The sequence below is a fragment of the Kluyvera sp. Awk 3 genome (assembly GCF_028069715.1).
GTDB classification, from domain to species: domain Bacteria; phylum Pseudomonadota; class Gammaproteobacteria; order Enterobacterales; family Enterobacteriaceae; genus Kluyvera; species Kluyvera georgiana_A.
This window is the reverse complement of sequence record NZ_JANEWH010000016.1, coordinates 24,438-45,959: the sequence shown is the minus strand read 5'-3', so window position 1 is coordinate 45,959 and position 21,522 is coordinate 24,438. Positions and strand designations below refer to the sequence as shown.

Below are 21,522 nucleotides of genomic sequence, written 5' to 3'. Positions count from 1 at the left end.
TAAACGAGGTCCATATGTCCAAACTCGATCTAAACGCCCTAAACGACCTGCCAAAAGTCGATCGCGTACTGGCGCTGGCCGAAACCAACGCCGAACTGGAAAAACTGAGCGCTGAGGAGCGCGTGGCCTGGGCGCTGGAAAACCTGCCCGGCGAATACGTGCTCTCCTCAAGCTTTGGTATCCAGGCGGCGGTGAGTCTGCATTTGGTGAATCAGATTCGCCCGGATATCCCGGTGATCCTCACCGATACCGGCTACCTGTTCCCGGAAACCTACCAGTTTATTGATGAGTTAACGGACAAACTCAAACTTAATCTCCAGGTCTATCGCGCCAAAGAGAGCGCTGCCTGGCAGGAAGCGCGCTACGGCAAGCTGTGGGAGCAGGGCGTTGAAGGCATTGAGAAATACAATGACATCAACAAGGTCGAGCCGATGAACCGGGCGCTCAAGGAGTTAAACGCGCAGACCTGGTTTGCCGGCCTGCGCCGCGAACAGTCTGGTAGCCGTGCTACGCTGCCGGTGCTGGCGATTCAGCGCGGCGTGTTTAAAGTGCTGCCGATTATCGACTGGGATAACCGTACCGTTTACCAGTATCTGCAAAAGCACGGACTGAAGTACCATCCGCTGTGGGATCAGGGCTATCTGTCGGTTGGCGATACGCACACCACCCGCAAATGGGAGCCGGGCATGGCGGAAGAAGAGACACGGTTCTTCGGGCTGAAGCGCGAGTGCGGGCTGCACGAAGGGTAATAAATTTATCGCGCAGCGGGCCCTCTGTTGCGCGATATTAAGCCTGCTGGCGACCTAATTCCCTCGCCATTTCCAGAAAGGCGGTAAGCCCGGCGGACGGGTTGCGACGCCCGGGGTAGTAAATACACAGGCCGGGGAAGGGCGGTGTCCAGTCGCTGAGCAGGCGAACCAAACGGCCTACGGCAATATCCTCCACCACATCCTGCTCCAGAAAACAGCCAATCCCGGCGCCTTCCAGCACGGCAATCCGCGCTAAAGAGGCCTCATCAAGCGTAAGTCGCCCTTGAACATCCACCTGCACAACCTCTCCGGCGTTTTCCAGGTGCCAGCGGTAAATCGTACCGTCGGGCAGTCTGACGCGAATGCAGGCGTGATGGAGAAGATCGAGCGGCGTTTCAGGGCTGCCCTGTTCTTTAAGATACTGAGGCGAAGCGACGATCGCATGACGCTGCGGCTGGCCTAATGAAATAGCAATCATGTCATTGGGGATAAGCTTTGCTACGCGGACGCCCATATCAAAGCCTTCCGCCACGATATCAATCAGGCGACCATCGGTGACAATATCGACCTGCATTTCGGGATAACGCTGCAGAAACTTCAGCACCAGCGAAGAGAGAATGGTGCGCGCGGCAAAGGGCGGAGTATTAATTCGCAGCAGCCCCGATGGCGTTTCGCGGCGGGCGCGAACGACCTCCAGGGCATCATAAACCCCCTGAAGCGAAGGGCCGACGTTATCAATAAACAGGCGACCGGCATCGGTCAGGCTGACGCTACGGGTGGTGCGGTTAAACAGCCGGACGCCAAGCCCGGACTCAAATTTGGCAATCGTGTGGCTCAGCGCCGTGGTGGAAACACCCAAATCGACCGCCGCCGCGCGGAAAGTTCCACGACGGGCAATCGCCATGACGGCTTCTAAATCGGTGAGCGCAACGCGCGACATTATCCCGTTTCCTTCATCACTTCATCAACATTTGTCCTGATTGTTTAAACTATAGCGGATCCTTACAGTAAACCCGTAACGTTTATTGAAAGGAGCGGCAGCATGAATATGCCAACGGCAATACAGCATTTCTTTAATGAAGAAAGTCTCGACACGGCGATGAGTGCCTTTGCGGAATATGCGGTGGTCAAAGATGAGGGGAATACCTATACCGGCCGCACGGCTATTCGCGCATGGCGGGTCGCTTCCAGAGAACAGTATGATTTTGTCTCTGAACCGTTCGACATGTTTGCACGGGGCGACATCGTGACGATTCGTGCCAATGTTAGCGGCAACTTCCCGGGTAGCCCTGTTGTGCTGGACTACGATTTCCGTCTGCTAAAAGACCGTATTGTTGAACTGGAGATTGGTTATGCCGAGCTTTCTGGGTCTTGAAGGAAAACGTGTGCTGGTCACGTCGGGGACCAAAGGCGCAGGCGCGGCGACGGTGGCGCTATTTTTAGCGCAGGGCGCGCGGGTGATGACCTGTGCCAGACATCAACCGGAAGCCCATAGCGATGCGCTTTTTGTCGCCGTTGACCTCACAACCGCGGAGGGCTGTGTGGCGTTGGCCGATGCTGTACAGACGAAGCTTGGCGGCGTTGATATTGTCGTCCATATGCTTGGCGGCTCGTCGTCACCGGCCGGAGGCTACGCCGTGCTCAGCGATGATATCTGGCAACAGGAGCTGGCGTTGAATCTCTATCCTGCCGTCCGTCTGGATCGCCTGCTGCTGCCTGCGATGGTGGCTAACGGGCAGGGTGTGGTCGTTCACGTCTCGTCTATCCAGCGTACCTTGCCTTTACCGGAGTCCACTACGGCCTACGCAGCAGCGAAAGCTGCGCTATCCACCTACAGCAAAAGCCTCTCCAAAGAAGTGTCGCCAAAAGGCGTTCGTGTCTTGACGGTAGCGCCTGGATGGATTGAAACCGAGGCCGCCGTACGCTTTGCCGAGCGGCTGGCTGCTGAGAAAGGAATCGATTACGAGGGCAGTAAAAAGATCATTATGGATTCGCTGGGCGGTATTGCGCTCGGTCGTCCGTCAGCGCCGGAAGAGGTGGCGAACCTGATTGCTTTCCTGGCGTCTGAGCGAGCCGGTTCGATTACCGGCAGTGAGTACGTTATTGATGGCGGAACGATCCCCACGGTGTAATGCGGTAAAGGTCAGGCGGGCTGCCTGACCTTGAGGGTATCAGCCGTGCGTTTTCGCCTTCGCCAGCTCTCGCATCAGCGGCATCATCACTCTGACCACTTCACGGCTACGGCGCTCAATACGCCCCGGCAGCGCTTTATCAATATATTGCTGGTTGTCGAGTTGCGCGTTATGCCAGCTGGTGCCGTCCGGGAAGCTGGCGCTTTTCGCGCGCTGCTGGTAGCCGTCCTTTTTGCCAAGCGACCAGTTGGTGGCTTCGACAGAGAGTACCGGGATACCCGCCTGGTCGAAGACTTCGGCATCGTTGCAGCAACCAGTACCCTGCGGATATTGCGGATTGAGGCCTGGGTTGGTGGCGGCAGCAATGCCGCGGCTGTGGGCCAGGGTCAGCGCCCGGTCGCGGGTTAACTTGCGCACCGAGGCCGGGGTTTTGACGCCGCTGTTAAAATAGAGTTTGTCGCCGACGACCAGGTTATCGAGGTTAATGACCAGCAGCGTATTTTTCTTTTCCGCGCTGCTCATGCGCTTAAGTAAATTCTCAGCGCCGAGTTTTCCCTCTTCTTCACCGCTGGTAGCGATAAAACGGATGCCATACTCTGAGGGAATATTTTTAAAACGCTCCGCCAGCTCCAGCATCACGCCGAGGCCCAGTGCGTTATCGTCGATGCCCTGAAGCGTCAGACCGCCGAGATTCTGTTCGACGTCGCTGTCGCTGTGCGGCGCGTAGGTGTCGAGATGCGCCATGATAATAATCTGCTGGCTGGATTTCCCTTCATGCGCCGCGATAACCGTACTGCCGACCACGTTATGCCAGTTTTTTCGGTTATCTTTGCTGGTGTAGATATAGCGGCTGTTAAAGGTACGGATATCGCTCTGGTAACCCATTTGCGCAAACTGCTGACGAATATAGTCGGCGGAGAGCATTTCAGCGGGCGTGCCGGTAATGCGTCCGGGGAAATAGGTGGCAATATAGCGAGCCTGCGTATTGGCGATGGTGCCCAGTGACGAAGCGGCGGCCTGTGCCGGGAGGGAGAAGCATACGCCGAGCGCCAGGGCTGCCATGCAGTGGCGCAATGCGGAGAACATAGGGAGTCCTTACAACAGAGCAAAAAAATAGACGCGCTTAGTATGAAACTGTGGTTTTCATTACACAATTTCAAAAGCTCTTAAATGCCCGAAAAATAGCATGTTAAGCACTTTTTGATATTTGCTTTTCCAGCGCGTTATTCCTTTGAGTAACTACTCATTCCTTTTCGTAATTTCATTTGGTCTAAACCTACCCCTATAGTCCCTCTATTGCTGATTGTTAGCGAGTTGTAGCACGACCCCGCAGCAACAACCCAATAAGCGCCAACGACAAGATCGGCCCTCAACACAACAGACGTGCAATGAATCAGGCTTAAGGAACGGTTATGGACCAAAAACGACTTACTCACCTGCGGCAACTGGAGGCGGAAAGCATCCATATCATCCGTGAGGTGGCCGCCGAATTCTCTAATCCGGTGATGATGTACTCCATCGGCAAAGATTCCAGCGTAATGCTGCATCTGGCGCGCAAGGCGTTTTATCCGGGTACGCTGCCGTTCCCGCTGCTGCACGTTGACACTGGCTGGAAGTTCCGCGAAATGTACGAGTTCCGCGACCGTACCGCGAAAGCCTATGGCTGCGAACTGCTGGTGCATAAAAACCCGGAAGGGGTGGCGATGGGGATCAACCCGTTTGTCCACGGTAGCGCCAAGCACACCGACATTATGAAAACTGAAGGGCTGAAGCAGGCGCTGAACAAATACGGTTTTGATGCCGCGTTCGGCGGCGCGCGCCGCGATGAAGAGAAATCCCGCGCCAAAGAGCGTATTTACTCCTTCCGCGACCGCTTCCACCGCTGGGATCCGAAAAACCAGCGTCCGGAGCTGTGGCACAACTACAACGGGCAGATCAACAAGGGTGAAAGCATCCGCGTCTTCCCGCTCTCTAACTGGACCGAGCTGGATATCTGGCAGTATATCTACCTGGAAAACATCGAAATTGTTCCGCTGTACCTGGCCGCTGAGCGCCCGGTGCTGGAACGTGACGGCATGCTGATGATGATCGATGACGATCGCATTGATTTGCAGCCGGGTGAAGTGATCAAAAAACGCATGGTGCGTTTCCGTACCCTGGGATGCTGGCCGCTGACCGGCGCGGTAGAGTCCGACGCGCAAACGCTGCCGGAAATTATCGAAGAGATGCTGGTCTCGACCACCAGTGAACGCCAGGGCCGCGTGATTGACCGCGACCAGGCTGGCTCCATGGAGCTTAAAAAACGTCAGGGTTATTTCTAAGGAGCCGCCATGAACACCACTATTGCACAACAAATTGCCGATGAAGGCGGCGTTGAAGCGTATCTGCACGCTCAGCAGCACAAAAGCCTGCTGCGTTTTCTGACCTGCGGCAGCGTGGATGACGGCAAAAGTACGTTGATTGGCCGCCTGCTGCACGATACTCGTCAGATTTACGAGGACCAGCTGTCGTCGCTGCACAATGACAGCAAGCGTCACGGCACCCAGGGCGAGAAGCTCGATCTGGCGTTACTGGTGGACGGCCTGCAGGCCGAGCGCGAGCAGGGCATCACCATCGACGTGGCGTACCGCTATTTCTCCACCGAGAAGCGTAAATTTATTATTGCCGACACCCCGGGGCACGAGCAGTACACCCGTAACATGGCCACCGGCGCGTCGACCTGCGACCTGGCGATTTTGCTGATCGACGCGCGTAAAGGCGTACTGGATCAGACCCGTCGTCACAGCTTTATTTCCACACTGCTGGGCATCAAGCATCTGGTGGTGGCTGTCAATAAAATGGATCTCGTCGGCTACAGCGAAGAGACCTTTAACCGCATTCGCGAAGAGTATCTGACCTTTGCCGAGCAGCTGCCGGGCAACCTCGATATTCGCTTCGTCCCGCTGTCCGCGCTGGAAGGCGATAACGTTGCCAGCAACAGCGAAAAGCTGCCGTGGTACAGCGGCCCGACGCTGCTGGAAGTGCTGGAGACGGTGGAAATCCGTCGTACGGTGGATACCCAACCGATGCGTTTCCCGGTTCAGTACGTGAACCGCCCGAACCTCGATTTCCGCGGTTTCTCCGGCACGCTGGCTTCCGGCACCGTGAAGGTCGGCCAGCGCATTAAGGTGCTGCCGTCAGGCGTAGAGTCTACCGTGGCGCGCATCGTGACCTTTGACGGCGATCTGCAGGAAGCGGCGGCAGGCGAAGCCATCACGCTGGTGCTGAAAGATGAAATCGACATCAGCCGTGGCGACCTGCTGCTTGACGCACAGGACGCGCTGCCGACGGTGCAACGCGCTGCCGTTGACGTGGTGTGGATGGCCGAGCAGCCGCTGGCGGCAGGGCAAAGCTATGATATTAAAGTCGCCGGCAAGAAAACCCGCGCCCGCGTCGATGGCATTCAGTATCAGGTTGATATCAATAACCTCACCCAGCGCGAAGTGGACGCGCTGCCGTTGAACGGTATCGGCCTGGTGGACCTGACCTTTGATGAGCCGCTGGTGCTCGATAAATATCAGGAAAACCCGGTCACCGGCGGTCTGATCTTCATTGACCGCTTAAGCAACGTGACCGTCGGTGCGGGCATGGTGCGTGAACCGAATACCGAGGATGCGGTGGTGAATTCAGAGTTCAGCGCTTTTGAACTTGAGCTGAATGCGTTGGTGCGCAAACACTTCCCGCATTGGGGCGCGCGCGATTTGCTGGGAGGCAAGTAATGGCGGCACATGACGAAAACGTCGTCTGGCATGTCCATCCCGTCACCGCGCAGCAGCGTGAACAACTCCACGGTCACCGTGGGGTTGTGCTGTGGTTTACCGGGCTTTCGGGCTCGGGTAAATCCACCGTGGCCGGGGCGCTGGAAGAGGCGCTGCATGAGCTTGGTGTAAGCACCTATTTGCTTGATGGCGATAATGTGCGCCACGGGCTGTGCAGCGATCTCGGCTTCACCGATGCAGACCGTAAAGAAAATATTCGCCGCGTCGGCGAAGTGGCGAAACTGATGGTGGATGCCGGGCTGGTGGTATTGACCGCATTTATCTCGCCTCATCGCGCCGAACGGCAGATGGTGCGTGAACGCGTAGGGGACGATCGCTTCTTTGAAGTCTTTGTCGATACGCCGCTGGCAACTTGCGAAGCCCGCGATCCGAAAGGGCTGTATAAAAAAGCGCGCGCCGGAGAGTTGCGTAATTTCACCGGAATTGATTCATCGTATGAATCACCCGAGCAGCCTGCGATCCACCTGGACGGTGAACAATTAGTAACAAATTTGGTTGCGCAATTATTAGATCTACTGAGGCAGAGCGATATTATCAGATCCTGAAAACGTGTCGGAGTTTGCCTGCTCCGACCTAACAGGATTATTTATGCGTAACACTCAGAACATCAACGTGGCCCAGCCCGAGTCACTAGCCTCTGCTTATGATGAAACCACCTGGTCTTTGTCAGGGGCTTTTGTCGGCTTTGTGGCGTGGTTGATGGCGCTGGGTATCCCCTATCTGCATTACGGCAATAACACGCTGTTCTTTTTCCTCTACACCTGGCCTTTTTTCCTTGCCCTGATGCCCGTCGCGGTGGTGGTTGGCGTTGCGTTTCACTCGCTGGTGAAAGGCAAGTTAGGTTACACCATTGTTGCAACGCTACTGACTGTCGCCCTCCTGTGTGGTTTGCTATTCATGTGGATTATGAGTTAATTCCTTCGTATGAGGATTCAGCGGCGGCGGATTGCACGCCAACAGGCAAAGGAAATGTGGTACATTTCCGGCGATATGCGGTATCGCCTGCGGCCGGAGTGGAGTATGACGGCAAGTTATGGGATGATAGAGCCGTTTTTCAGGGGGCAGGATGGGTAAATTAACGCTGCTATTACTGGCTTTGCTGGTCTGGCTACAATATTCGCTGTGGTTCGGAAAGAACGGTCTGCATGACTTCAGCCGAGTCCGTGATGATGTATCCGTACAACAAACAACCAACGCAAAATTAAAAGCGCGCAACGATCAGCTTTTCGCCGAAATTGATGACCTTAATGGCGGCCAGGAAGCGATTGAGGAACGCGCACGTAATGAACTCAGCATGACCCGTCCGGGCGAAACGTTCTATCGTCTGGTTCCGGATGCGTCTAAACGCACGCAGGGCGCGGGGCAAACGCAAACTAATCGATAATCAGTCCCAGGATGACGACATGGCCGTGACTTTTCCGGGCGTATGCGCCGTGGTGCCGGCAGCCGGATTTGGCCGCCGCATGCAAACGGACTGCCCAAAACAATATCTCTCAATCGGTAACAAAACGATTCTTGAACACTCGGTGGATGCGCTGCTGGCTAACGCCCGCGTCCAGCGGGTGATTATCGCCGTCTCTGCCGGAGACGAACGCTTCGCGCAGCTGCCTCTTGCGCAACATCCCCAGATTACCGTCGTTGAAGGCGGCGCCGAGCGCGCGGATTCCGTGCTGGCGGGCCTGCGTGCGATTGATGATGCGCAATGGGTGCTGGTACACGACGCGGCCCGTCCGTGTCTGCATCAGGACGATCTGGCGCGTCTGCTCAGCTTAAGCGAAACCAGCCGGGTCGGCGGTATTCTGGCCGCGCCGGTGCGCGATACCATGAAGCGCGCCGAGCCGGGGAAAGCTGCGATTGCGCACACTGTCGATCGTAACGATCTGTGGCATGCGCTGACGCCGCAGTTTTTCCCGCGCGAACTGTTACTGGATTGCTTGACCCGCGCGCTGAACGAAGGCGCGTCGATTACCGACGAAGCGTCGGCATTAGAATATTGCGGCTTTCATCCCGAGTTGATTGCCGGACGTGCTGATAATATTAAGGTGACCCGCCCGGAAGATCTGGCGCTCGCTGAATTTTACCTCACCCGCTCGGGTAACCCGGAGAATGCATAATGCGAATTGGACACGGTTTTGACGTACACGCCTTTGGCGGCGAAGGCCCGATTATCATTGGCGGCGTGCGCATCCCGTACGAAAAAGGGCTGCTGGCGCACTCCGATGGCGACGTTGCGCTGCACGCGTTGACCGACGCCCTGCTGGGCGCGGCGGCGCTGGGCGATATCGGCAAACTGTTCCCGGACACCGATCCCGCCTTTAAAGGCGCGGACAGCCGCGCCCTGCTGCGCGAAGCGTGGAAACGCGTGCAGGCCAAAGGCTACACGCTTGGCAATGTTGATGTCACGATCATTGCCCAGGCGCCAAAAATGCTGCCGCACATCCCACAAATGCGCGTGTTTATTGCCGAAGACCTCGGCTGCCATATGGATGACGTTAACGTAAAAGCGACCACCACCGAGAAGCTGGGTTTTACCGGGCGCGGTGAAGGCATTGCCTGTGAAGCGGTCGCACTGCTGCAAAAGGCGACGTCATGATTCCGTTTGATGCACTGACCTACCTGCACGGCAAGCCGCAGGGAACGGGGCAGCTAAAAGCCAGCCCGGAAGATTTCCTGGTGGTTGAAGATTTAGGTTTTGAGCCGGACGGCGAAGGCGAGCACATTCTCGTGCGCATCCTGAAAAACGGCTGCAATACCCGCTTTGTTGCCGACGCGCTGGCTAAATTCCTTAAAATTCATGCTCGCGAAGTGAGCTTTGCCGGACAGAAAGATAAGCATGCGGTCACCGAACAGTGGCTGTGCGCGCGCGTGCCGGGCAACACGATGCCGGATTTAAGCCAGTTTCAGCTGGAAGGCTGTCAGGTGCTGGAATACGCGCGTCATAAGCGTAAGCTGCGTTTAGGCGCGCTAAAAGGCAACCAGTTTACACTGGTGCTGCGTGAGGTGAGCGGCCGTGATGACGTCGAGACGCGATTACAGGCGATTGCCGAACGCGGCGTGCCGAACTACTTCGGCGCTCAGCGTTTTGGCATTGGCGGCAGCAACCTGCTGGGCGCACTGCGCTGGGCAGAAAGCGGCGCGCCGGTGCGGGATCGTAATAAACGCAGTTTTTGGTTGTCGGCGGCCCGCAGCGCGTTGTTTAATCAGATAGTGAGCGAACGCCTAAAAAAACCGGACTTTAATCAAGTTGTTGACGGCGATGCGCTACAATTAGCGGGACGCGGCAGTTGGTTTGTTGCCACCGATGAAGAGCAGGCCGTACTGCAGGCTCGCGTCGACGCGCGTGAATTAATGATTACCGCAGCGCTGCCTGGGAGTGGCGACTGGGGAACACAGCGTACCGCCCTGGAATTTGAACAGACCGTGCTGGCTGAAGAGACGGCGCTGCAGTCGCTGCTGCAGCGTGAAAAAGTCGAAGCCGCGCGCCGCGCCATGCTGCTCTATCCGCAGCAGCTGAGCTGGAACTGGTGGGACGACGTCACCGTCGAACTGCGCTTTTGGCTGCCGGCGGGCAGTTTCGCGACCAGCGTGGTAAGGGAACTTATCAATACAACAGGTGATTATGCGAATATTGCTGAGTAACGATGACGGGATCCATGCGCCAGGCATTCAGACGCTGGCCAGAGCCTTGCGGGAATTTGCCGAGGTTCAGGTAGTTGCACCCGATCGTAACCGCAGCGGCGCGTCGAACTCGTTGACGCTGGAATCCTCGCTTCGTACCTTCACTTTCGATAACGGCGACATTGCCGTGCAGATGGGCACGCCAACCGACTGCGTCTATCTGGGCGTCAATGCGCTGATGCGTCCGCGTCCGGATATCGTGGTTTCAGGCATTAATGCCGGCCCCAATCTGGGCGATGACGTGATCTACTCTGGCACGGTTGCCGCCGCCATGGAGGGCCGCCATTTAGGCTTTCCCGCCCTCGCGGTGTCGCTAAACGGTCATCAGCACTATGAGACCGCTGCGGCGGTGACCTGCTCGCTGCTGCGTGCGCTCGCCCGTGAACCGCTGCGCACCGGGCGCATCCTCAACGTCAACGTGCCCGACCTGCCGCTCGACCAAATCAAAGGCATTCGCGTGACCCGCTGCGGCAGCCGCCATCCGGCGGATAAAGTGATTCCACAGCAGGATCCGCGCGGTAATACTCTCTACTGGATTGGGCCGCCGGGCGATAAATGCGACGCCGGGCCGGACACCGATTTTGCCGCGGTGGATGCGGGTTACGTATCGGTGACGCCGCTGCATGTGGATCTCACCGCGCACAGCGCGCATGAGGTGGTCACCGGCTGGTTGGAGCAGGCGAGGGTTGATGTGCAATGGTAGTCAGTAAACGTATCCAGAGTCTGCTCAACCAACTTCGTCAACTGGGCATCCGCGATGAGCGGGTGCTTGATGCGATGGCGCAGGTTCCGCGCGATAAATTTATTGATGAAGCGTTTGAACATAGCGCGTGGGAAAACGTGGCGTTACCGATAGGCCAGGGCCAGACGATTTCGCAGCCCTATATGGTGGCGCGCATGACCGAGCTGCTGGAGCTGACGCCGGAGTCCCGGGTGCTGGAGATTGGCACCGGGTCGGGTTATCAGACGGCGATTCTGGCGCATCTGGTGCATCATGTCTGCTCCGTTGAGCGGATAAAAAGTCTGCAATGGCACGCCCGGCGTCGCCTGAAGCAGCTTGATTTACATAATGTATCGACCCGCCACGGCGATGGCTGGCAGGGGTGGCAGGCACGCGCCCCGTTTGACGCTATCATCGTTACGGCGGCACCGCTGGAGATTCCGGTTGCGTTAATGTCGCAGCTGGACGAAGGCGGTATCCTTGTTTTACCCGTGGGCGACGATCGCCAGTACCTCAAGCGCGTTCATCGGCGGGGAGACGAATTTATTATTGATACCGTTGAGGCTGTTCGCTTCGTTCCCCTGGTAAAAGGGGAGCTGGCCTGAGTCCCGGATTTTTCTGAGGGTATTCAGCGAAATTCAGCGTATGGTGAACACGTTTTCCAGTGTTCATTGCCTGCGTTGCACGGTATTAAGTCACTGGCAGTTAACCTATTCCTGGGGGATAAATGAGCGCGGGAAGCCCTAAATTTACCGTCAATCGTGTTGTGGCATTATCACTGGTTTCACTTTGGTTGGCCGGTTGTACTTCTTCGAATAATACACCAGCGCCAGTCAGCTCCGTGAACAGCGGAGGCTCCAGCAGCACGAACTCCGGCATGCTGATTACGCCGCCGCCAAAAATGGGCAGCACGGCGCAGTCAACGCCTCAGATTCAACCGGTACAGCCGGTTCAGACCCAGCCGGTGCAGGCGCAGCCGCAAGTCGCGCAGCCTGTTGCTGAACAACCGGTGCAGATGCAGAACGGTCATATCGTCTATAACCGTAAATATGGCGACATTCCTAAAGGTAGCTATACCGGCGGCAGCACCTACACGGTGAAGCACGGCGATACCCTGTTCTACATCGCGTGGGTGACCGGGAATGATTTCCGTGACCTGGCCCAGCGCAACAACGTCGCGGCGCCGTACGCCCTGAATGTCGGCCAGGTTCTGCAGGTGGGTAACGCTTCAGGCCAACCGATTACCGGCAATAACCCTGTCGCCATGGCCAGCGCACAGGCCAGCAGCGGAAATTCCGGATTAGTCTCAAAACCTGCACAAAATTCAACCGCGGTTGTTGCGTCGACTCCGACAATTACGTATTCTGAGGATTCAGGTGAACAAAGTGCTAACAAAATGTTGCCTAACAACAAGCCTGCGACGACAGTCACAGCGCCTGTAACGGCACCAACTGCGAGCACAACCGTACCGACTGCCAGCAGTACTTCAACCAGTTCGCCGATCTCTTCATGGCGCTGGCCAACTGACGGCAAGGTAATCGAGAACTTTAGCGGCACCGATGGTGGCAACAAAGGTATCGATATTGCAGGCAGTAAAGGACAGGCAATCGTCGCAACCGCCGATGGGCGCGTCGTCTATGCCGGTAACGCACTGCGCGGTTACGGTAATCTTATTATCATCAAACACAACGATGATTACCTGAGTGCCTACGCTCATAACGATACAATGCTGGTCCGGGAACAACAGGACGTCAAGGCGGGGCAGAAAATCGCTACCATGGGTAGCACCGGAACCAGTTCAACACGTTTGCATTTTGAAATTCGTTACAAGGGGAAATCCGTCAACCCGCTGCAGTATTTACCGCAGCGATAAGTCGGCAAAGTACTTCACATGAACGCTTTCAGGTGACGTCGGCGACCGCAGAGGTCGCCTGAAAAGTGACATGATAAGGTGCATTGCCTGGGGATCACGGGTAGGAGCCACCTTAAAATGAGTCAGAATACGCTGAAAGTTCATGATTTAAATGAAGACGCGGAATTTGATGAGAATGGAGTAGAGGCTTTCGATGAGAAGGCCTTAAATGAAGAGGAACCCAGTGACAACGAACTCGCGGAAGAAGAGCTCTTATCGCAAGGTGCCACTCAACGTGTACTCGATGCGACTCAGCTTTACTTAGGCGAGATCGGCTATTCTCCGTTATTGACCGCTGAAGAAGAAGTTTATTTTGCACGTCGTGCCCTGCGTGGCGACGTTGCCTCACGCCGTCGGATGATTGAAAGCAACCTTCGTCTGGTGGTGAAAATTGCCCGCCGTTACGGCAATCGTGGTCTGGCACTGCTGGATCTGATTGAAGAGGGCAACCTGGGGCTGATTCGTGCCGTAGAGAAGTTCGACCCGGAGCGTGGGTTCCGTTTTTCAACCTATGCCACCTGGTGGATCCGTCAGACCATTGAACGGGCGATCATGAACCAAACCCGTACCATTCGTCTGCCGATCCATATTGTTAAAGAACTGAACGTCTATCTACGTACCGCGCGTGAACTGTCCCATAAGCTGGACCATGAACCGAGCGCGGAAGAGATAGCTGAACAGCTGGATAAGCCGGTTGATGACGTAAGCCGTATGCTGCGTCTCAATGAACGCATCACTTCAGTTGATACGCCGCTGGGCGGAGATTCTGAGAAAGCGCTGCTGGATATCCTGGCCGATGAAAATGAAAACGGCCCGGAAGACACCACGCAAGACGATGACATGAAGCAAAGCATCGTGAAATGGCTGTTCGAACTGAACGCCAAACAACGAGAAGTGCTGGCACGTCGTTTTGGCCTGTTGGGGTATGAAGCAGCTACGCTGGAAGATGTCGGCCGCGAGATTGGCCTGACCCGCGAGCGCGTGCGTCAGATTCAGGTTGAAGGTCTGCGTCGTCTGCGTGAAATTCTGCAGACACAGGGGCTGAATATCGAAGCGCTGTTCCGCGAATAAGCCTGTTTTATTCAAAGAGGTCAGTCGTCAGACTGGCCTTTTTCTTTGCTTTTTTTCCGCGTTATTCCATCATCTTACGAATTAAATGTGTAAATTGCTCCCGCTCCTGCGGCGTCAAACGCTGCAAAAACTCATCATCCACGCGATTTCCCACCGGCTGGCTCGCCGCCAGTAGCGCTTCCCCGTCCGGGGTTAAAAAAACAAAACGCCGACGCTTATCATCCGGGTCATGCTCGCGTTTGACCCACCCACGAGCCTCCATTCGGCTCAGCATTTCAGCGAGGGTCGCCTTGGTGCTAACCGCCACGCTGGTCAACGCCACTTGTTCAATGCCTGGGCATTCGGCGATGGAGCGCATGACCGCATACTGCGGCTTGGTGAGTTCCGGCAACTCGTGCTGCCAGCGTGACGTATGCTGTTGAAAAAGATGGCGGAGCAGGTGAAACGCTTCGTTTTTGATCTCCATGATCGCTCTCCGGCAATGTATCTGCGCTTATGATAGCCGCTCCCGACCCATTGAACAAAAAATGCGAGCTTCGCTGAACACCCTTGCCAGACTCGTCCAACAGGAGTAGCTTAACCATATTGTTCGTACACGAACGAAAATGAGGTGAGAGATGAGACTGATTATTGGCATGACGGGAGCAACCGGCGCGCCGTTGGGGGTTGCGCTGCTGCAAGCGCTGCAAGGCATGCCGGAGGTGGAAACGCACCTGGTGATGTCGAAATGGGCCAAAACCACCATCGAACTGGAAACTCCGTGGAGCGCACGCGAAGTTGCCGCCATGGCCGACTTCAGCCACAGCCCGGCCGATCAGGCTGCGACCATCTCTTCCGGCTCTTTTCAGACCGACGGCATGATTGTTATCCCGTGCAGTATGAAGACGCTGGCCGGTATTCGCGCTGGTTATGCGGATGGTTTGGTGGGGCGTGCTGCTGACGTGGTGCTGAAAGAGGGACGCAAGCTGGTGTTGGTACCCCGCGAAATGCCGCTGAGCACTATCCATCTGGAAAACATGCTGGCGCTCTCCCGCATGGGCGTTGCCATGGTGCCGCCCATGCCCGCGTTTTATAACCATCCGGAAACGGTGGACGACATCGTGCAGCACGTGGTGACCCGCGTGCTCGATCAGTTTGGCCTCAAACATGACAAGGCCCGTCGCTGGCAGGGTTTACCGGCGGCGAACCAATATTCACAGGAGAATGCATAATGGCTTTTGATGATTTACGTGGATTCTTGCAGGCGCTGGAAGACCAGGGACAACTACTGAAAATCAGTGAAGAGGTCAATGCCGAGCCCGATCTGGCCGCCGCGGCCAATGCCACAGGCCGCATTGGCGACGGCGCGCCCGCGTTGTGGTTTGATAATATTCGCGGTTTTACCGATGCTCGCGTGGTGATGAACACCATTGGTTCCTGGCAGAACCACGCTATCTCCATGGGCCTGCCAATCAACACGCCGGTGAAAAAACAGATTGATGAGTTTATTCGCCGCTGGGATAAATTCCCGATTGCGCCGGAGCGCCGCGCTAACCCGGCGTGGGCAGAAAACACCGTCGACGGCGAAGACATTAACCTGTTCGATATCCTGCCTCTGTTCCGCCTGAACGACGGCGACGGCGGTTTTTATCTCGATAAAGCGTGCGTCGTCTCACGCGACCCGCTGGATCCGGATAACTTCGGTAAACAGAACGTCGGCATTTACCGTATGGAAGTGAAGGGTAAGCGTAAGCTTGGCCTGCAGCCGGTACCGATGCACGACATCGCGCTACATCTGCATAAAGCGGAAGAGCGTGGCGAAGATCTGCCGATTGCGATTACCCTGGGCAACGACCCGATTATTACCCTGATGGGCGCTACGCCGCTGAAGTACGATCAGTCGGAATATGAAATGGCTGGCGCGCTGCGTGAAAGCCCGTATCCGATTGCCACCGCGCCGCTGACCGGTTTCGACGTGCCGTGGGGTTCTGAAGTGATCCTCGAAGGGGTGATTGAAGGCCGTAAGCGTGAAATTGAAGGTCCGTTCGGCGAGTTCACCGGACACTACTCCGGCGGTCGTAACATGACCGTGGTGCGCATCGATAAGGTTTCGTATCGCACAAAACCGATTTTTGAATCTCTTTACCTCGGCATGCCGTGGACCGAAATTGACTACCTGATGGGCCCGGCGACCTGTGTACCCCTGTACCAGCAACTGAAGGCGGAGTTCCCGGAAGTGCAGGCGGTGAACGCCATGTACACTCACGGTCTGCTGGCGATTATCTCCACCAAAAAACGCTACGGCGGTTTTGCCCGCGCGGTGGGGCTGCGTGCGATGACCACGCCGCACGGTCTGGGCTACGTGAAGATGGTCATTATGGTTGATGAAGATGTCGATCCGTTCAACCTGCCGCAGGTGATGTGGGCGCTATCGTCAAAAGTTAACCCAGCGGGTGACCTGGTGCAGTTGCCGAATATGTCGGTACTGGAACTGGATCCGGGCTCAAGCCCGGCGGGTATCACCGACAAACTGATTATCGACGCCACCACTCCGGTTGCGCCGGACAACCGCGGTCACTATAGCCAGCCCGTACAAGACCTGCCGGAAACCAAGGCCTGGGCTGAAAAACTGACCGCTATGCTGGCTAACCGTAAGTAAGGAGGAAAAGATGATTTGTCCACGTTGCGCCGATGAGCATATTGAAGTGATGGCGAAATCGCCGGTGAAAGGTGTCTGGACCGTATACCAGTGCCAGCACTGCCTGTACACCTGGCGTGATACTGAGCCGCTACGCCGCACCAGCCGCGAGCATTATCCGGAAGCGTTCCGCATGACGCAAAAGGATATCGACGACGCGCCAATGGTGCCGAGCATTCCGCCGCTGCTGGCGGAAGATAAGCGCTGATCTTGCTGCTTTTCTGTGTAGCCCGGTTAATCCGGGCTTTTTTATTTTGCGAGCAGGCTCGTAGCAACGGACGGCGTTTATTTGCTAAGCGGCAGGCAGGAATAGAATAGCGGCGGGTGCTTGAGGCTTTCTGGGCTTTGAGCATTTTCAGGGTTCCAGAAAGGTGAAAGCCCCAGGCGATATTTCTATCAACCTGAGGCTAGCATCAAACCCAAACAGTTCAGATGTTAGTCTCTTCTTTGCAGGGAGGCAAGATATGCTGACAAAGTACGCCCTGGTGGCGATCGTTGTGCTGTGTATAACAGCATTAGGATTCACGTTAATGGTGCGCGATTCGCTGTGTGAATTGAGCATCCGTGAGCGTGGTATGGAGTTTAAAGCTATTCTCGCTTACGAACCGAAGAAGTAGTGACGACGAGGGGGAAACCCCGCGTATTGGCTGTCCGGATTTGTCCTCCAGCACCCATTTTTCACCTGCCGGGCTACCTGTGTAGCCCGGCGTCGCGACGCCAGGAACGGTTTACACCATGCCTTTCAGACGATAAATCCACTCCAGCGCCTGACGTGGCGTTAACGAGTCCGGATCCAGACCTTCCAGTGCCTCCACCGCCGGTGATACCTCTTCGGGTGCAGACAGCAGCGACATTTGTGTGCCGTCTATCTGCGTGGCCGCCGCATTCGGCGAAAGGCTCTCCAGCTCGCGCAGCTTCTGGCGCGCGCGCTTAATCACTTCTTTCGGCACGCCCGCCAACTGGGCCACCGCCAGGCCGTAGCTCTTGCTCGCCGCGCCATCCTGCACGCTGTGCATAAAGGCGATAGTCTCGCCGTGCTCCAGCGCGTCCAGATGCACGTTGGCGACGCCTTCCATTTTCTCCGGCAACTGGGTCAGCTCGAAGTAGTGGGTGGCGAATAGGGTTAACGCTTTGATCTTATTCGCCAGATTTTCCGCGCAGGCCCACGCCAGCGACAGACCGTCGTAGGTGGAGGTGCCGCGACCGATTTCATCCATCAGCACCAGGCTGTGTTCGGTGGCGTTGTGCAGAATGTTGGCCGTTTCGGTCATCTCTACCATAAAGGTGGAGCGGCCGGAGGCCAGGTCGTCCGCCGCGCCGACGCGGGTGAAGATACGGTCAATAGGACCAATCTCGACGCTTTGCGCCGGAACGTAGCTGCCAATGTAGGCCAGCAGCGCAATCAACGCCGTCTGACGCATATAGGTACTTTTACCGCCCATGTTCGGGCCGGTAATGATTAACATCCGGCGCTGCGGCGACAGGTTCAGCGGGTTGGCGATAAACGGTTCGTTGAGTACCTGCTCCACCACCGGATGGCGGCCTTCGGTAATCCGAATGCCGGGCTTATCGGTAAAGGTCGGGCAGGTGTAGTTCAGCGTATAGGCGCGTTCCGCCAGGTTAACCAGCACATCCAGCTCAGCCAATGCGCTGGCGCTTTGCTGAAGGTCGGCCAGGTGCGGCAGCAGCAGTTCAAACAACTCGTCGTACAGCTGTTTTTCCAGTGCCAGGGCCTTGCCTTTCGAGGTCAGAACTTTGTCCTCGTACTCTTTCAGCTCGGGAATGATGTAGCGCTCGGCGTTTTTCAGCGTTTGACGGCGCACGTAGTTAATCGGTGCCAGATGGCTTTGCCCACGGCTGATTTGGATGTAATAACCGTGAACCGCGTTATAGCCGACTTTCAGGGTATCCAGCCCGGTACGCTCGCGTTCGCGGATCTCCAGGCGGTCGAGGTAGTCGGTCGCGCCATCGGCCAGCGCGCGCCATTCGTCCAGCTCTTCGTTATAACCCGGGGCGATTACGCCGCCGTCACGAACCAGCACCGGCGGCGCATCGATGATGGCACGCTCCAGCAGCTCGCGCAGTTCGGTAAATTCACCCATTTTCTCGCGCAGCATCTGTACCGGCGCGCTGTCGACGCTGGCCAACTGAGCACGCAGTTCCGGCAACTGCTGGAAAGCATGACGCATGCGGGCAAGGTCACGCGGACGGGCGGTACGCAGCGCCAGACGTGCGAGAATACGTTCCAGATCGCCGACCTGGCGCAGCACCGGCTGTAGTTCGGCGGTGGTATCCTGCAACGCGCCAATGGTCTGCTGGCGCTCGGTGAGAATTTTTGTGTCGCGCACCGGCATATGCAGCCAGCGTTTGAGCATGCGGCTACCCATCGGCGTGACCGTGCAATCGAGCACCGACGCGAGGGTATTTTCAAAGCCGCCGGCCAGGTTCTGGGTGATCTCCAGATTGCGACGGGTCGCAGCGTCCATGATGATGCTGTCCTGCTGACGATCCATGGTAATGGAGCGAATATGCGGCAGCGAGGTGCGCTGGGTGTCTTTGACATACTGCAGCAGGCAACCCGCGGCGCACAGGCCGCGCGGCGCACTTTCAACGCCGAAGCCGACGAGATCGCGAGTGCCGAACTGCAAATTCAGCTGCTGGCGCGCGGTATCAATTTCAAATTCCCAGAGCGGGCGACGACGCAGCCCGCGGCGGCCCTCAATGAGCGACATCTCGGCAAAATCTTCGGCGTACAGCAGCTCGGCCGGGTTGGTACGCTGCAGCTCCGCCGCCATGGTTTCGCGGTCGGTCGGTTCGCTCAAGCGGAAGCGACCGGAGCTGATATCCAGCGTCGCATAGCCGTAGCCTTTGCTGTCCTGCCAGATGGCCGCCAGCAGGTTGTCCTGACGTTCCTGTAACAGGGCCTCATCGCTGATGGTACCCGGCGTGACGATGCGTACCACTTTACGCTCAACCGGGCCTTTGCTGGTGGCCGGGTCACCGATCTGTTCGCAGATGGCGACCGATTCGCCCTGATTAACCAGCTTGGCGAGATAGTTTTCCACCGCGTGATGCGGGATACCCGCCATAGGAATCGGTTCGCCGGCAGAAGCGCCGCGTTTGGTTAACGAGATGTCCAGCAGCTGCGACGCGCGCTTCGCATCGTCGTAGAACATTTCGTAGAAGTCGCCCATGCGATAGAACAGCAGAATTTCCGGATGCTGTGCTTTTAGCTTCAGGTACTGCTGCATCATGGGGGTGTGAGCGTCGAGATTGTCGATTTTACTCATGGGGTGTAATCCAGGTCCCTGGTTAAAAGTGGAAAGCGAACTTTTTCATTTTCGTTTTTGTCGCAGTGGGTGGCTATGATAACGGAGATAGGTATTTCAGGGAAAGCGGTGAAGACGAAAGTGGGAGAGTTGTTCCACCAGGATGTTCGAGATCCGGCGGCAGGCTGAACCGGGCAATTCAGCCTGCCGCCGGAGCGGTGTTAACCGAACCTCGGCAGCAGGTTAAAGGTGCTGCCGAACCAGCACAGAATGACCATCACGCCAAACAGAATCACTACCGCGGGAATCGCTTTGCCGCCCCAGACGGTGAACATTTTGTCCGGGAAGCGCTCGCGCGATTTTAGCGCCAGGAATGCCGGTACGATGACAGCCCAGATGGTTGCGCAGAGCCCCGCGCCGCCGATGGCGTAGATAAACCCGTTAGGGAAAATCAGGTACAGGGCGGCGGGCGGTAAAAAGGTGAGTAGCAGCGTCTTAAATCGCCCGGACGGCGAATTATCCATTTTGAACAAATCCGCCAGATAGTCGAATAGCCCCAGCGTTACGCCAAAGAAGGAGCTTGCAACCGCCAGGTTGGAGAAGATCAGCAGGAAAAATTCAATGATGCCGTGCTGATTGGTACCTAAAAATGACTTCACCAGCGAGTCGACGTTGCCGCCTGAGGCGATGATCTCTTTAAAGTTGCTGCGATGGATATTGCCCATCGTGCAGTACAGCCAGAACAGATAAATGACCAGGGCCAGCAGCGAACCAAAGACGATGCTTTTAATCAACTTATCTTTGCGTTTGCCGTAGCAGATAATCAGGCTGGGAATATTGCCATGGAAACCGAACGAGGCCAGGCAAACCGGCACGGCCATCAGAATATAGGGGAGGTAGGTTTTATTGGCTTCCGGTGCGGCGAGATCGCGCAGGATCGTGTAGTCAACCTGGAAGAAAAACGATCCAAATACCACGATAAAGGCGATGATCTTGATACCAAGAAATAAAGAGGTAATGCGGCTGGCAGCCAGCGAACTGACCCACAGAATACACGCGACAAACACCGCGCTGCCGATACCGACGATTCGCGGATTAACGTGCGTTCCGGAATTGATCGCGATAGTTTCGCTGATAATGGCGCCGTTTGCCGAAATATAGGCATAGGTGAGAATATACAGTACGAATGCGACTGTGATTCCGCTTATTATATTCCACTTCGCGCCAATTAAATCTTTGGTAATGGTATTAAAACTGGAACCCACCGGATAGTTCAGATTGGCTTCCAGTAATAATAGCCCGGAGTGCAGCATGGAAAACCAGGCAATAATAAGAATAAAAGCGCCCCAAAAAAACCAGGCACCGGCAAGGTCAACCGGTAAAGCAAACATCCCGCCACCGATCACGGTGCCGGCAATCACCATAATTCCCCAAAATGAGGAATGTTTTGTATTTGAATCTTCTTCCATGGCTTTCCCTTATTGATAACGGCGAA

24 protein-coding genes are annotated in these 21,522 nt (G+C 56.3%); 19 read left to right on the top strand and 5 right to left on the bottom strand.

The features are described from left to right. The first annotated feature begins 14 nt into the window (after positions 1–14). Positions 15–749, top strand: a complete 735-nt coding sequence (gene cysH / locus NNN71_RS05740; protein ID WP_106926053.1) for a phosphoadenosine phosphosulfate reductase — start codon at positions 15–17, stop codon at positions 747–749. Positions 750–786: 37 nt separating this feature from the next. On the opposite strand, the gene NNN71_RS05735 is transcribed toward cysH, so the two are convergent. Further along, entirely contained in the window at positions 787–1,689 is a 903-nt protein-coding gene (locus tag NNN71_RS05735; protein WP_271458054.1) for a LysR family transcriptional regulator, read from the bottom strand. Positions 1,690–1,791: 102 nt separating this feature from the next. Between NNN71_RS05735 and NNN71_RS05730 the strand changes: the two genes are divergently transcribed. Both NNN71_RS05730 and NNN71_RS05725 read left to right on the top strand, forming a co-directional pair. Continuing rightward, positions 1,792–2,124, top strand: coding sequence for a nuclear transport factor 2 family protein (locus NNN71_RS05730; RefSeq protein ID WP_163446297.1), 333 nt, complete (start codon positions 1,792–1,794; stop codon positions 2,122–2,124). Further along, complete coding sequence (locus tag NNN71_RS05725) at positions 2,102–2,881, top strand: SDR family oxidoreductase (RefSeq protein WP_163446296.1); 780 nt, start codon at positions 2,102–2,104, stop codon at positions 2,879–2,881. Before NNN71_RS05730 ends, NNN71_RS05725 begins: the two co-directional genes overlap by 23 nt. Before the next feature lie 39 nt (positions 2,882–2,920). On the opposite strand, the gene NNN71_RS05720 is transcribed toward NNN71_RS05725, so the two are convergent. After that, the gene (locus NNN71_RS05720; RefSeq protein ID WP_271458053.1) at positions 2,921–3,967 is read right to left on the bottom strand and encodes an aminopeptidase; all 1,047 of its coding nucleotides are present in this window, start codon (positions 3,965–3,967) and stop codon (positions 2,921–2,923) included. 326 nt (positions 3,968–4,293) lie between these two features. Here NNN71_RS05720 and cysD point away from each other — a divergent pair, with 326 nt between their 5' ends. From cysD to rpoS, 12 genes are all read left to right on the top strand, one after another. Continuing rightward, positions 4,294–5,202 carry a sulfate adenylyltransferase subunit CysD gene (gene cysD, locus NNN71_RS05715; RefSeq protein ID WP_064543103.1) on the top strand — a complete coding sequence of 303 codons (909 nt, stop codon included), beginning with the start codon at positions 4,294–4,296 and terminating at the stop codon, positions 5,200–5,202. Between the two features lie 9 nt (positions 5,203–5,211). Beyond that, entirely contained in the window at positions 5,212–6,639 is a 1,428-nt protein-coding gene (gene cysN / locus NNN71_RS05710; RefSeq protein WP_223803937.1) for a sulfate adenylyltransferase subunit CysN, read from the top strand. Next, positions 6,639–7,244 carry an adenylyl-sulfate kinase gene (gene cysC, locus NNN71_RS05705; RefSeq protein ID WP_271458052.1) on the top strand — a complete coding sequence of 202 codons (606 nt, stop codon included), beginning with the start codon at positions 6,639–6,641 and terminating at the stop codon, positions 7,242–7,244. The genes cysN and cysC overlap by 1 nt, the downstream gene beginning before the upstream one ends. Before the next feature lie 43 nt (positions 7,245–7,287). Continuing rightward, entirely contained in the window at positions 7,288–7,614 is a 327-nt protein-coding gene (locus NNN71_RS05700) for a DUF3561 family protein (protein WP_163446292.1), read from the top strand. Positions 7,615–7,765: 151 nt separating this feature from the next. Next, entirely contained in the window at positions 7,766–8,083 is a 318-nt protein-coding gene (ftsB, locus tag NNN71_RS05695; RefSeq protein WP_163446291.1) for a cell division protein FtsB, read from the top strand. A gap of 19 nt (positions 8,084–8,102) precedes the next feature. Further along, the gene (ispD, locus tag NNN71_RS05690; RefSeq protein WP_167575142.1) at positions 8,103–8,813 is read left to right on the top strand and encodes a 2-C-methyl-D-erythritol 4-phosphate cytidylyltransferase; all 711 of its coding nucleotides are present in this window, start codon (positions 8,103–8,105) and stop codon (positions 8,811–8,813) included. Further along, positions 8,813–9,292, top strand: a complete 480-nt coding sequence (gene ispF, locus NNN71_RS05685; RefSeq protein ID WP_064543116.1) for a 2-C-methyl-D-erythritol 2,4-cyclodiphosphate synthase — start codon at positions 8,813–8,815, stop codon at positions 9,290–9,292. Before ispD ends, ispF begins: the two co-directional genes overlap by 1 nt. Next, the gene (truD, locus tag NNN71_RS05680; protein ID WP_271458051.1) at positions 9,289–10,338 is read left to right on the top strand and encodes a tRNA pseudouridine(13) synthase TruD; all 1,050 of its coding nucleotides are present in this window, start codon (positions 9,289–9,291) and stop codon (positions 10,336–10,338) included. Before ispF ends, truD begins: the two co-directional genes overlap by 4 nt. Continuing rightward, positions 10,319–11,080 carry a 5'/3'-nucleotidase SurE gene (gene surE / locus NNN71_RS05675; protein ID WP_223803938.1) on the top strand — a complete coding sequence of 254 codons (762 nt, stop codon included), beginning with the start codon at positions 10,319–10,321 and terminating at the stop codon, positions 11,078–11,080. Before truD ends, surE begins: the two co-directional genes overlap by 20 nt. Beyond that, on the top strand, positions 11,074–11,703 hold the full coding sequence (locus tag NNN71_RS05670; protein WP_065357922.1) for a protein-L-isoaspartate(D-aspartate) O-methyltransferase: 630 nt from the start codon (positions 11,074–11,076) through the stop codon (positions 11,701–11,703). The genes surE and NNN71_RS05670 overlap by 7 nt, the downstream gene beginning before the upstream one ends. A gap of 122 nt (positions 11,704–11,825) precedes the next feature. Beyond that, entirely contained in the window at positions 11,826–12,971 is a 1,146-nt protein-coding gene (gene nlpD / locus NNN71_RS05665) for a murein hydrolase activator NlpD (protein WP_163446287.1), read from the top strand. Between the two features lie 117 nt (positions 12,972–13,088). Further along, positions 13,089–14,081 carry an RNA polymerase sigma factor RpoS gene (rpoS, locus tag NNN71_RS05660; RefSeq protein WP_106926080.1) on the top strand — a complete coding sequence of 331 codons (993 nt, stop codon included), beginning with the start codon at positions 13,089–13,091 and terminating at the stop codon, positions 14,079–14,081. A gap of 61 nt (positions 14,082–14,142) precedes the next feature. On the opposite strand, the gene NNN71_RS05655 is transcribed toward rpoS, so the two are convergent. After that, the gene (locus NNN71_RS05655) at positions 14,143–14,547 is read right to left on the bottom strand and encodes a MarR family winged helix-turn-helix transcriptional regulator (protein WP_064543127.1); all 405 of its coding nucleotides are present in this window, start codon (positions 14,545–14,547) and stop codon (positions 14,143–14,145) included. A 151-nt stretch (positions 14,548–14,698) separates the two neighbouring features. On the opposite strand from NNN71_RS05655, the gene NNN71_RS05650 reads away from it, so the two are divergent. From NNN71_RS05650 to NNN71_RS05635, 4 genes are all read left to right on the top strand, one after another. Then, the gene (locus NNN71_RS05650) at positions 14,699–15,292 is read left to right on the top strand and encodes a non-oxidative hydroxyarylic acid decarboxylases subunit B (protein WP_163446285.1); all 594 of its coding nucleotides are present in this window, start codon (positions 14,699–14,701) and stop codon (positions 15,290–15,292) included. Next, positions 15,292–16,719: a non-oxidative hydroxyarylic acid decarboxylases subunit C gene (locus tag NNN71_RS05645; RefSeq protein WP_064543132.1), complete on the top strand. Its 1,428-nt coding sequence runs from the start codon at positions 15,292–15,294 to the stop codon at positions 16,717–16,719. The genes NNN71_RS05650 and NNN71_RS05645 overlap by 1 nt, the downstream gene beginning before the upstream one ends. 10 nt (positions 16,720–16,729) lie before the next feature. Further along, positions 16,730–16,966, top strand: a complete 237-nt coding sequence (locus NNN71_RS05640) for a non-oxidative hydroxyarylic acid decarboxylases subunit D (protein ID WP_065357919.1) — start codon at positions 16,730–16,732, stop codon at positions 16,964–16,966. A gap of 256 nt (positions 16,967–17,222) precedes the next feature. Then, positions 17,223–17,375, top strand: coding sequence for a Hok/Gef family protein (locus tag NNN71_RS05635; protein ID WP_167575144.1), 153 nt, complete (start codon positions 17,223–17,225; stop codon positions 17,373–17,375). A 111-nt stretch (positions 17,376–17,486) separates the two neighbouring features. Here NNN71_RS05635 and mutS read toward each other — a convergent pair whose 3' ends face one another. Further along, positions 17,487–20,048 carry a DNA mismatch repair protein MutS gene (mutS, locus tag NNN71_RS05630; protein WP_271458050.1) on the bottom strand — a complete coding sequence of 854 codons (2,562 nt, stop codon included), beginning with the start codon at positions 20,046–20,048 and terminating at the stop codon, positions 17,487–17,489. Positions 20,049–20,248: 200 nt separating this feature from the next. Then, positions 20,249–21,496, bottom strand: a complete 1,248-nt coding sequence (tnaB, locus tag NNN71_RS05625; RefSeq protein WP_167575146.1) for a low affinity tryptophan permease TnaB — start codon at positions 21,494–21,496, stop codon at positions 20,249–20,251. Positions 21,497–21,522: the final 26 nt, after the last annotated feature.

Excerpts from the sequence above, each read along its gene's own strand:
- ftsB (WP_163446291.1), top strand. The coding sequence starts at position 7,766 with ATGGGTAAATTAACGCTGCTATTACTGGCTTTGCTGGTCTGGCTACAA.
- NNN71_RS05635 (WP_167575144.1), top strand. The coding sequence starts at position 17,223 with ATGCTGACAAAGTACGCCCTGGTGGCGATCGTTGTGCTGTGTATAACA.
- NNN71_RS05700 (WP_163446292.1), top strand. The coding sequence starts at position 7,288 with ATGCGTAACACTCAGAACATCAACGTGGCCCAGCCCGAGTCACTAGCC.
- rpoS (WP_106926080.1), top strand. The coding sequence starts at position 13,089 with ATGAGTCAGAATACGCTGAAAGTTCATGATTTAAATGAAGACGCGGAA.
- tnaB (WP_167575146.1), bottom strand. The coding sequence starts at position 21,496 with ATGGAAGAAGATTCAAATACAAAACATTCCTCATTTTGGGGAATTATG.
- NNN71_RS05670 (WP_065357922.1), top strand. The coding sequence starts at position 11,074 with ATGGTAGTCAGTAAACGTATCCAGAGTCTGCTCAACCAACTTCGTCAA.
- cysC (WP_271458052.1), top strand. The coding sequence starts at position 6,639 with ATGGCGGCACATGACGAAAACGTCGTCTGGCATGTCCATCCCGTCACC.
- ispD (WP_167575142.1), top strand. The coding sequence starts at position 8,103 with ATGGCCGTGACTTTTCCGGGCGTATGCGCCGTGGTGCCGGCAGCCGGA.
- NNN71_RS05655 (WP_064543127.1), bottom strand. The coding sequence starts at position 14,547 with ATGGAGATCAAAAACGAAGCGTTTCACCTGCTCCGCCATCTTTTTCAA.
- NNN71_RS05645 (WP_064543132.1), top strand. The coding sequence starts at position 15,292 with ATGGCTTTTGATGATTTACGTGGATTCTTGCAGGCGCTGGAAGACCAG.
- NNN71_RS05650 (WP_163446285.1), top strand. The coding sequence starts at position 14,699 with ATGAGACTGATTATTGGCATGACGGGAGCAACCGGCGCGCCGTTGGGG.
- NNN71_RS05730 (WP_163446297.1), top strand. The coding sequence starts at position 1,792 with ATGAATATGCCAACGGCAATACAGCATTTCTTTAATGAAGAAAGTCTC.
- cysH (WP_106926053.1), top strand. The coding sequence starts at position 15 with ATGTCCAAACTCGATCTAAACGCCCTAAACGACCTGCCAAAAGTCGAT.
- NNN71_RS05720 (WP_271458053.1), bottom strand. The coding sequence starts at position 3,967 with ATGTTCTCCGCATTGCGCCACTGCATGGCAGCCCTGGCGCTCGGCGTA.
- surE (WP_223803938.1), top strand. The coding sequence starts at position 10,319 with ATGCGAATATTGCTGAGTAACGATGACGGGATCCATGCGCCAGGCATT.
- mutS (WP_271458050.1), bottom strand. The coding sequence starts at position 20,048 with ATGAGTAAAATCGACAATCTCGACGCTCACACCCCCATGATGCAGCAG.
- NNN71_RS05735 (WP_271458054.1), bottom strand. The coding sequence starts at position 1,689 with ATGTCGCGCGTTGCGCTCACCGATTTAGAAGCCGTCATGGCGATTGCC.
- ispF (WP_064543116.1), top strand. The coding sequence starts at position 8,813 with ATGCGAATTGGACACGGTTTTGACGTACACGCCTTTGGCGGCGAAGGC.
- truD (WP_271458051.1), top strand. The coding sequence starts at position 9,289 with ATGATTCCGTTTGATGCACTGACCTACCTGCACGGCAAGCCGCAGGGA.
- nlpD (WP_163446287.1), top strand. The coding sequence starts at position 11,826 with ATGAGCGCGGGAAGCCCTAAATTTACCGTCAATCGTGTTGTGGCATTA.
- cysN (WP_223803937.1), top strand. The coding sequence starts at position 5,212 with ATGAACACCACTATTGCACAACAAATTGCCGATGAAGGCGGCGTTGAA.
- cysD (WP_064543103.1), top strand. The coding sequence starts at position 4,294 with ATGGACCAAAAACGACTTACTCACCTGCGGCAACTGGAGGCGGAAAGC.
- NNN71_RS05725 (WP_163446296.1), top strand. The coding sequence starts at position 2,102 with ATGCCGAGCTTTCTGGGTCTTGAAGGAAAACGTGTGCTGGTCACGTCG.
- NNN71_RS05640 (WP_065357919.1), top strand. The coding sequence starts at position 16,730 with ATGATTTGTCCACGTTGCGCCGATGAGCATATTGAAGTGATGGCGAAA.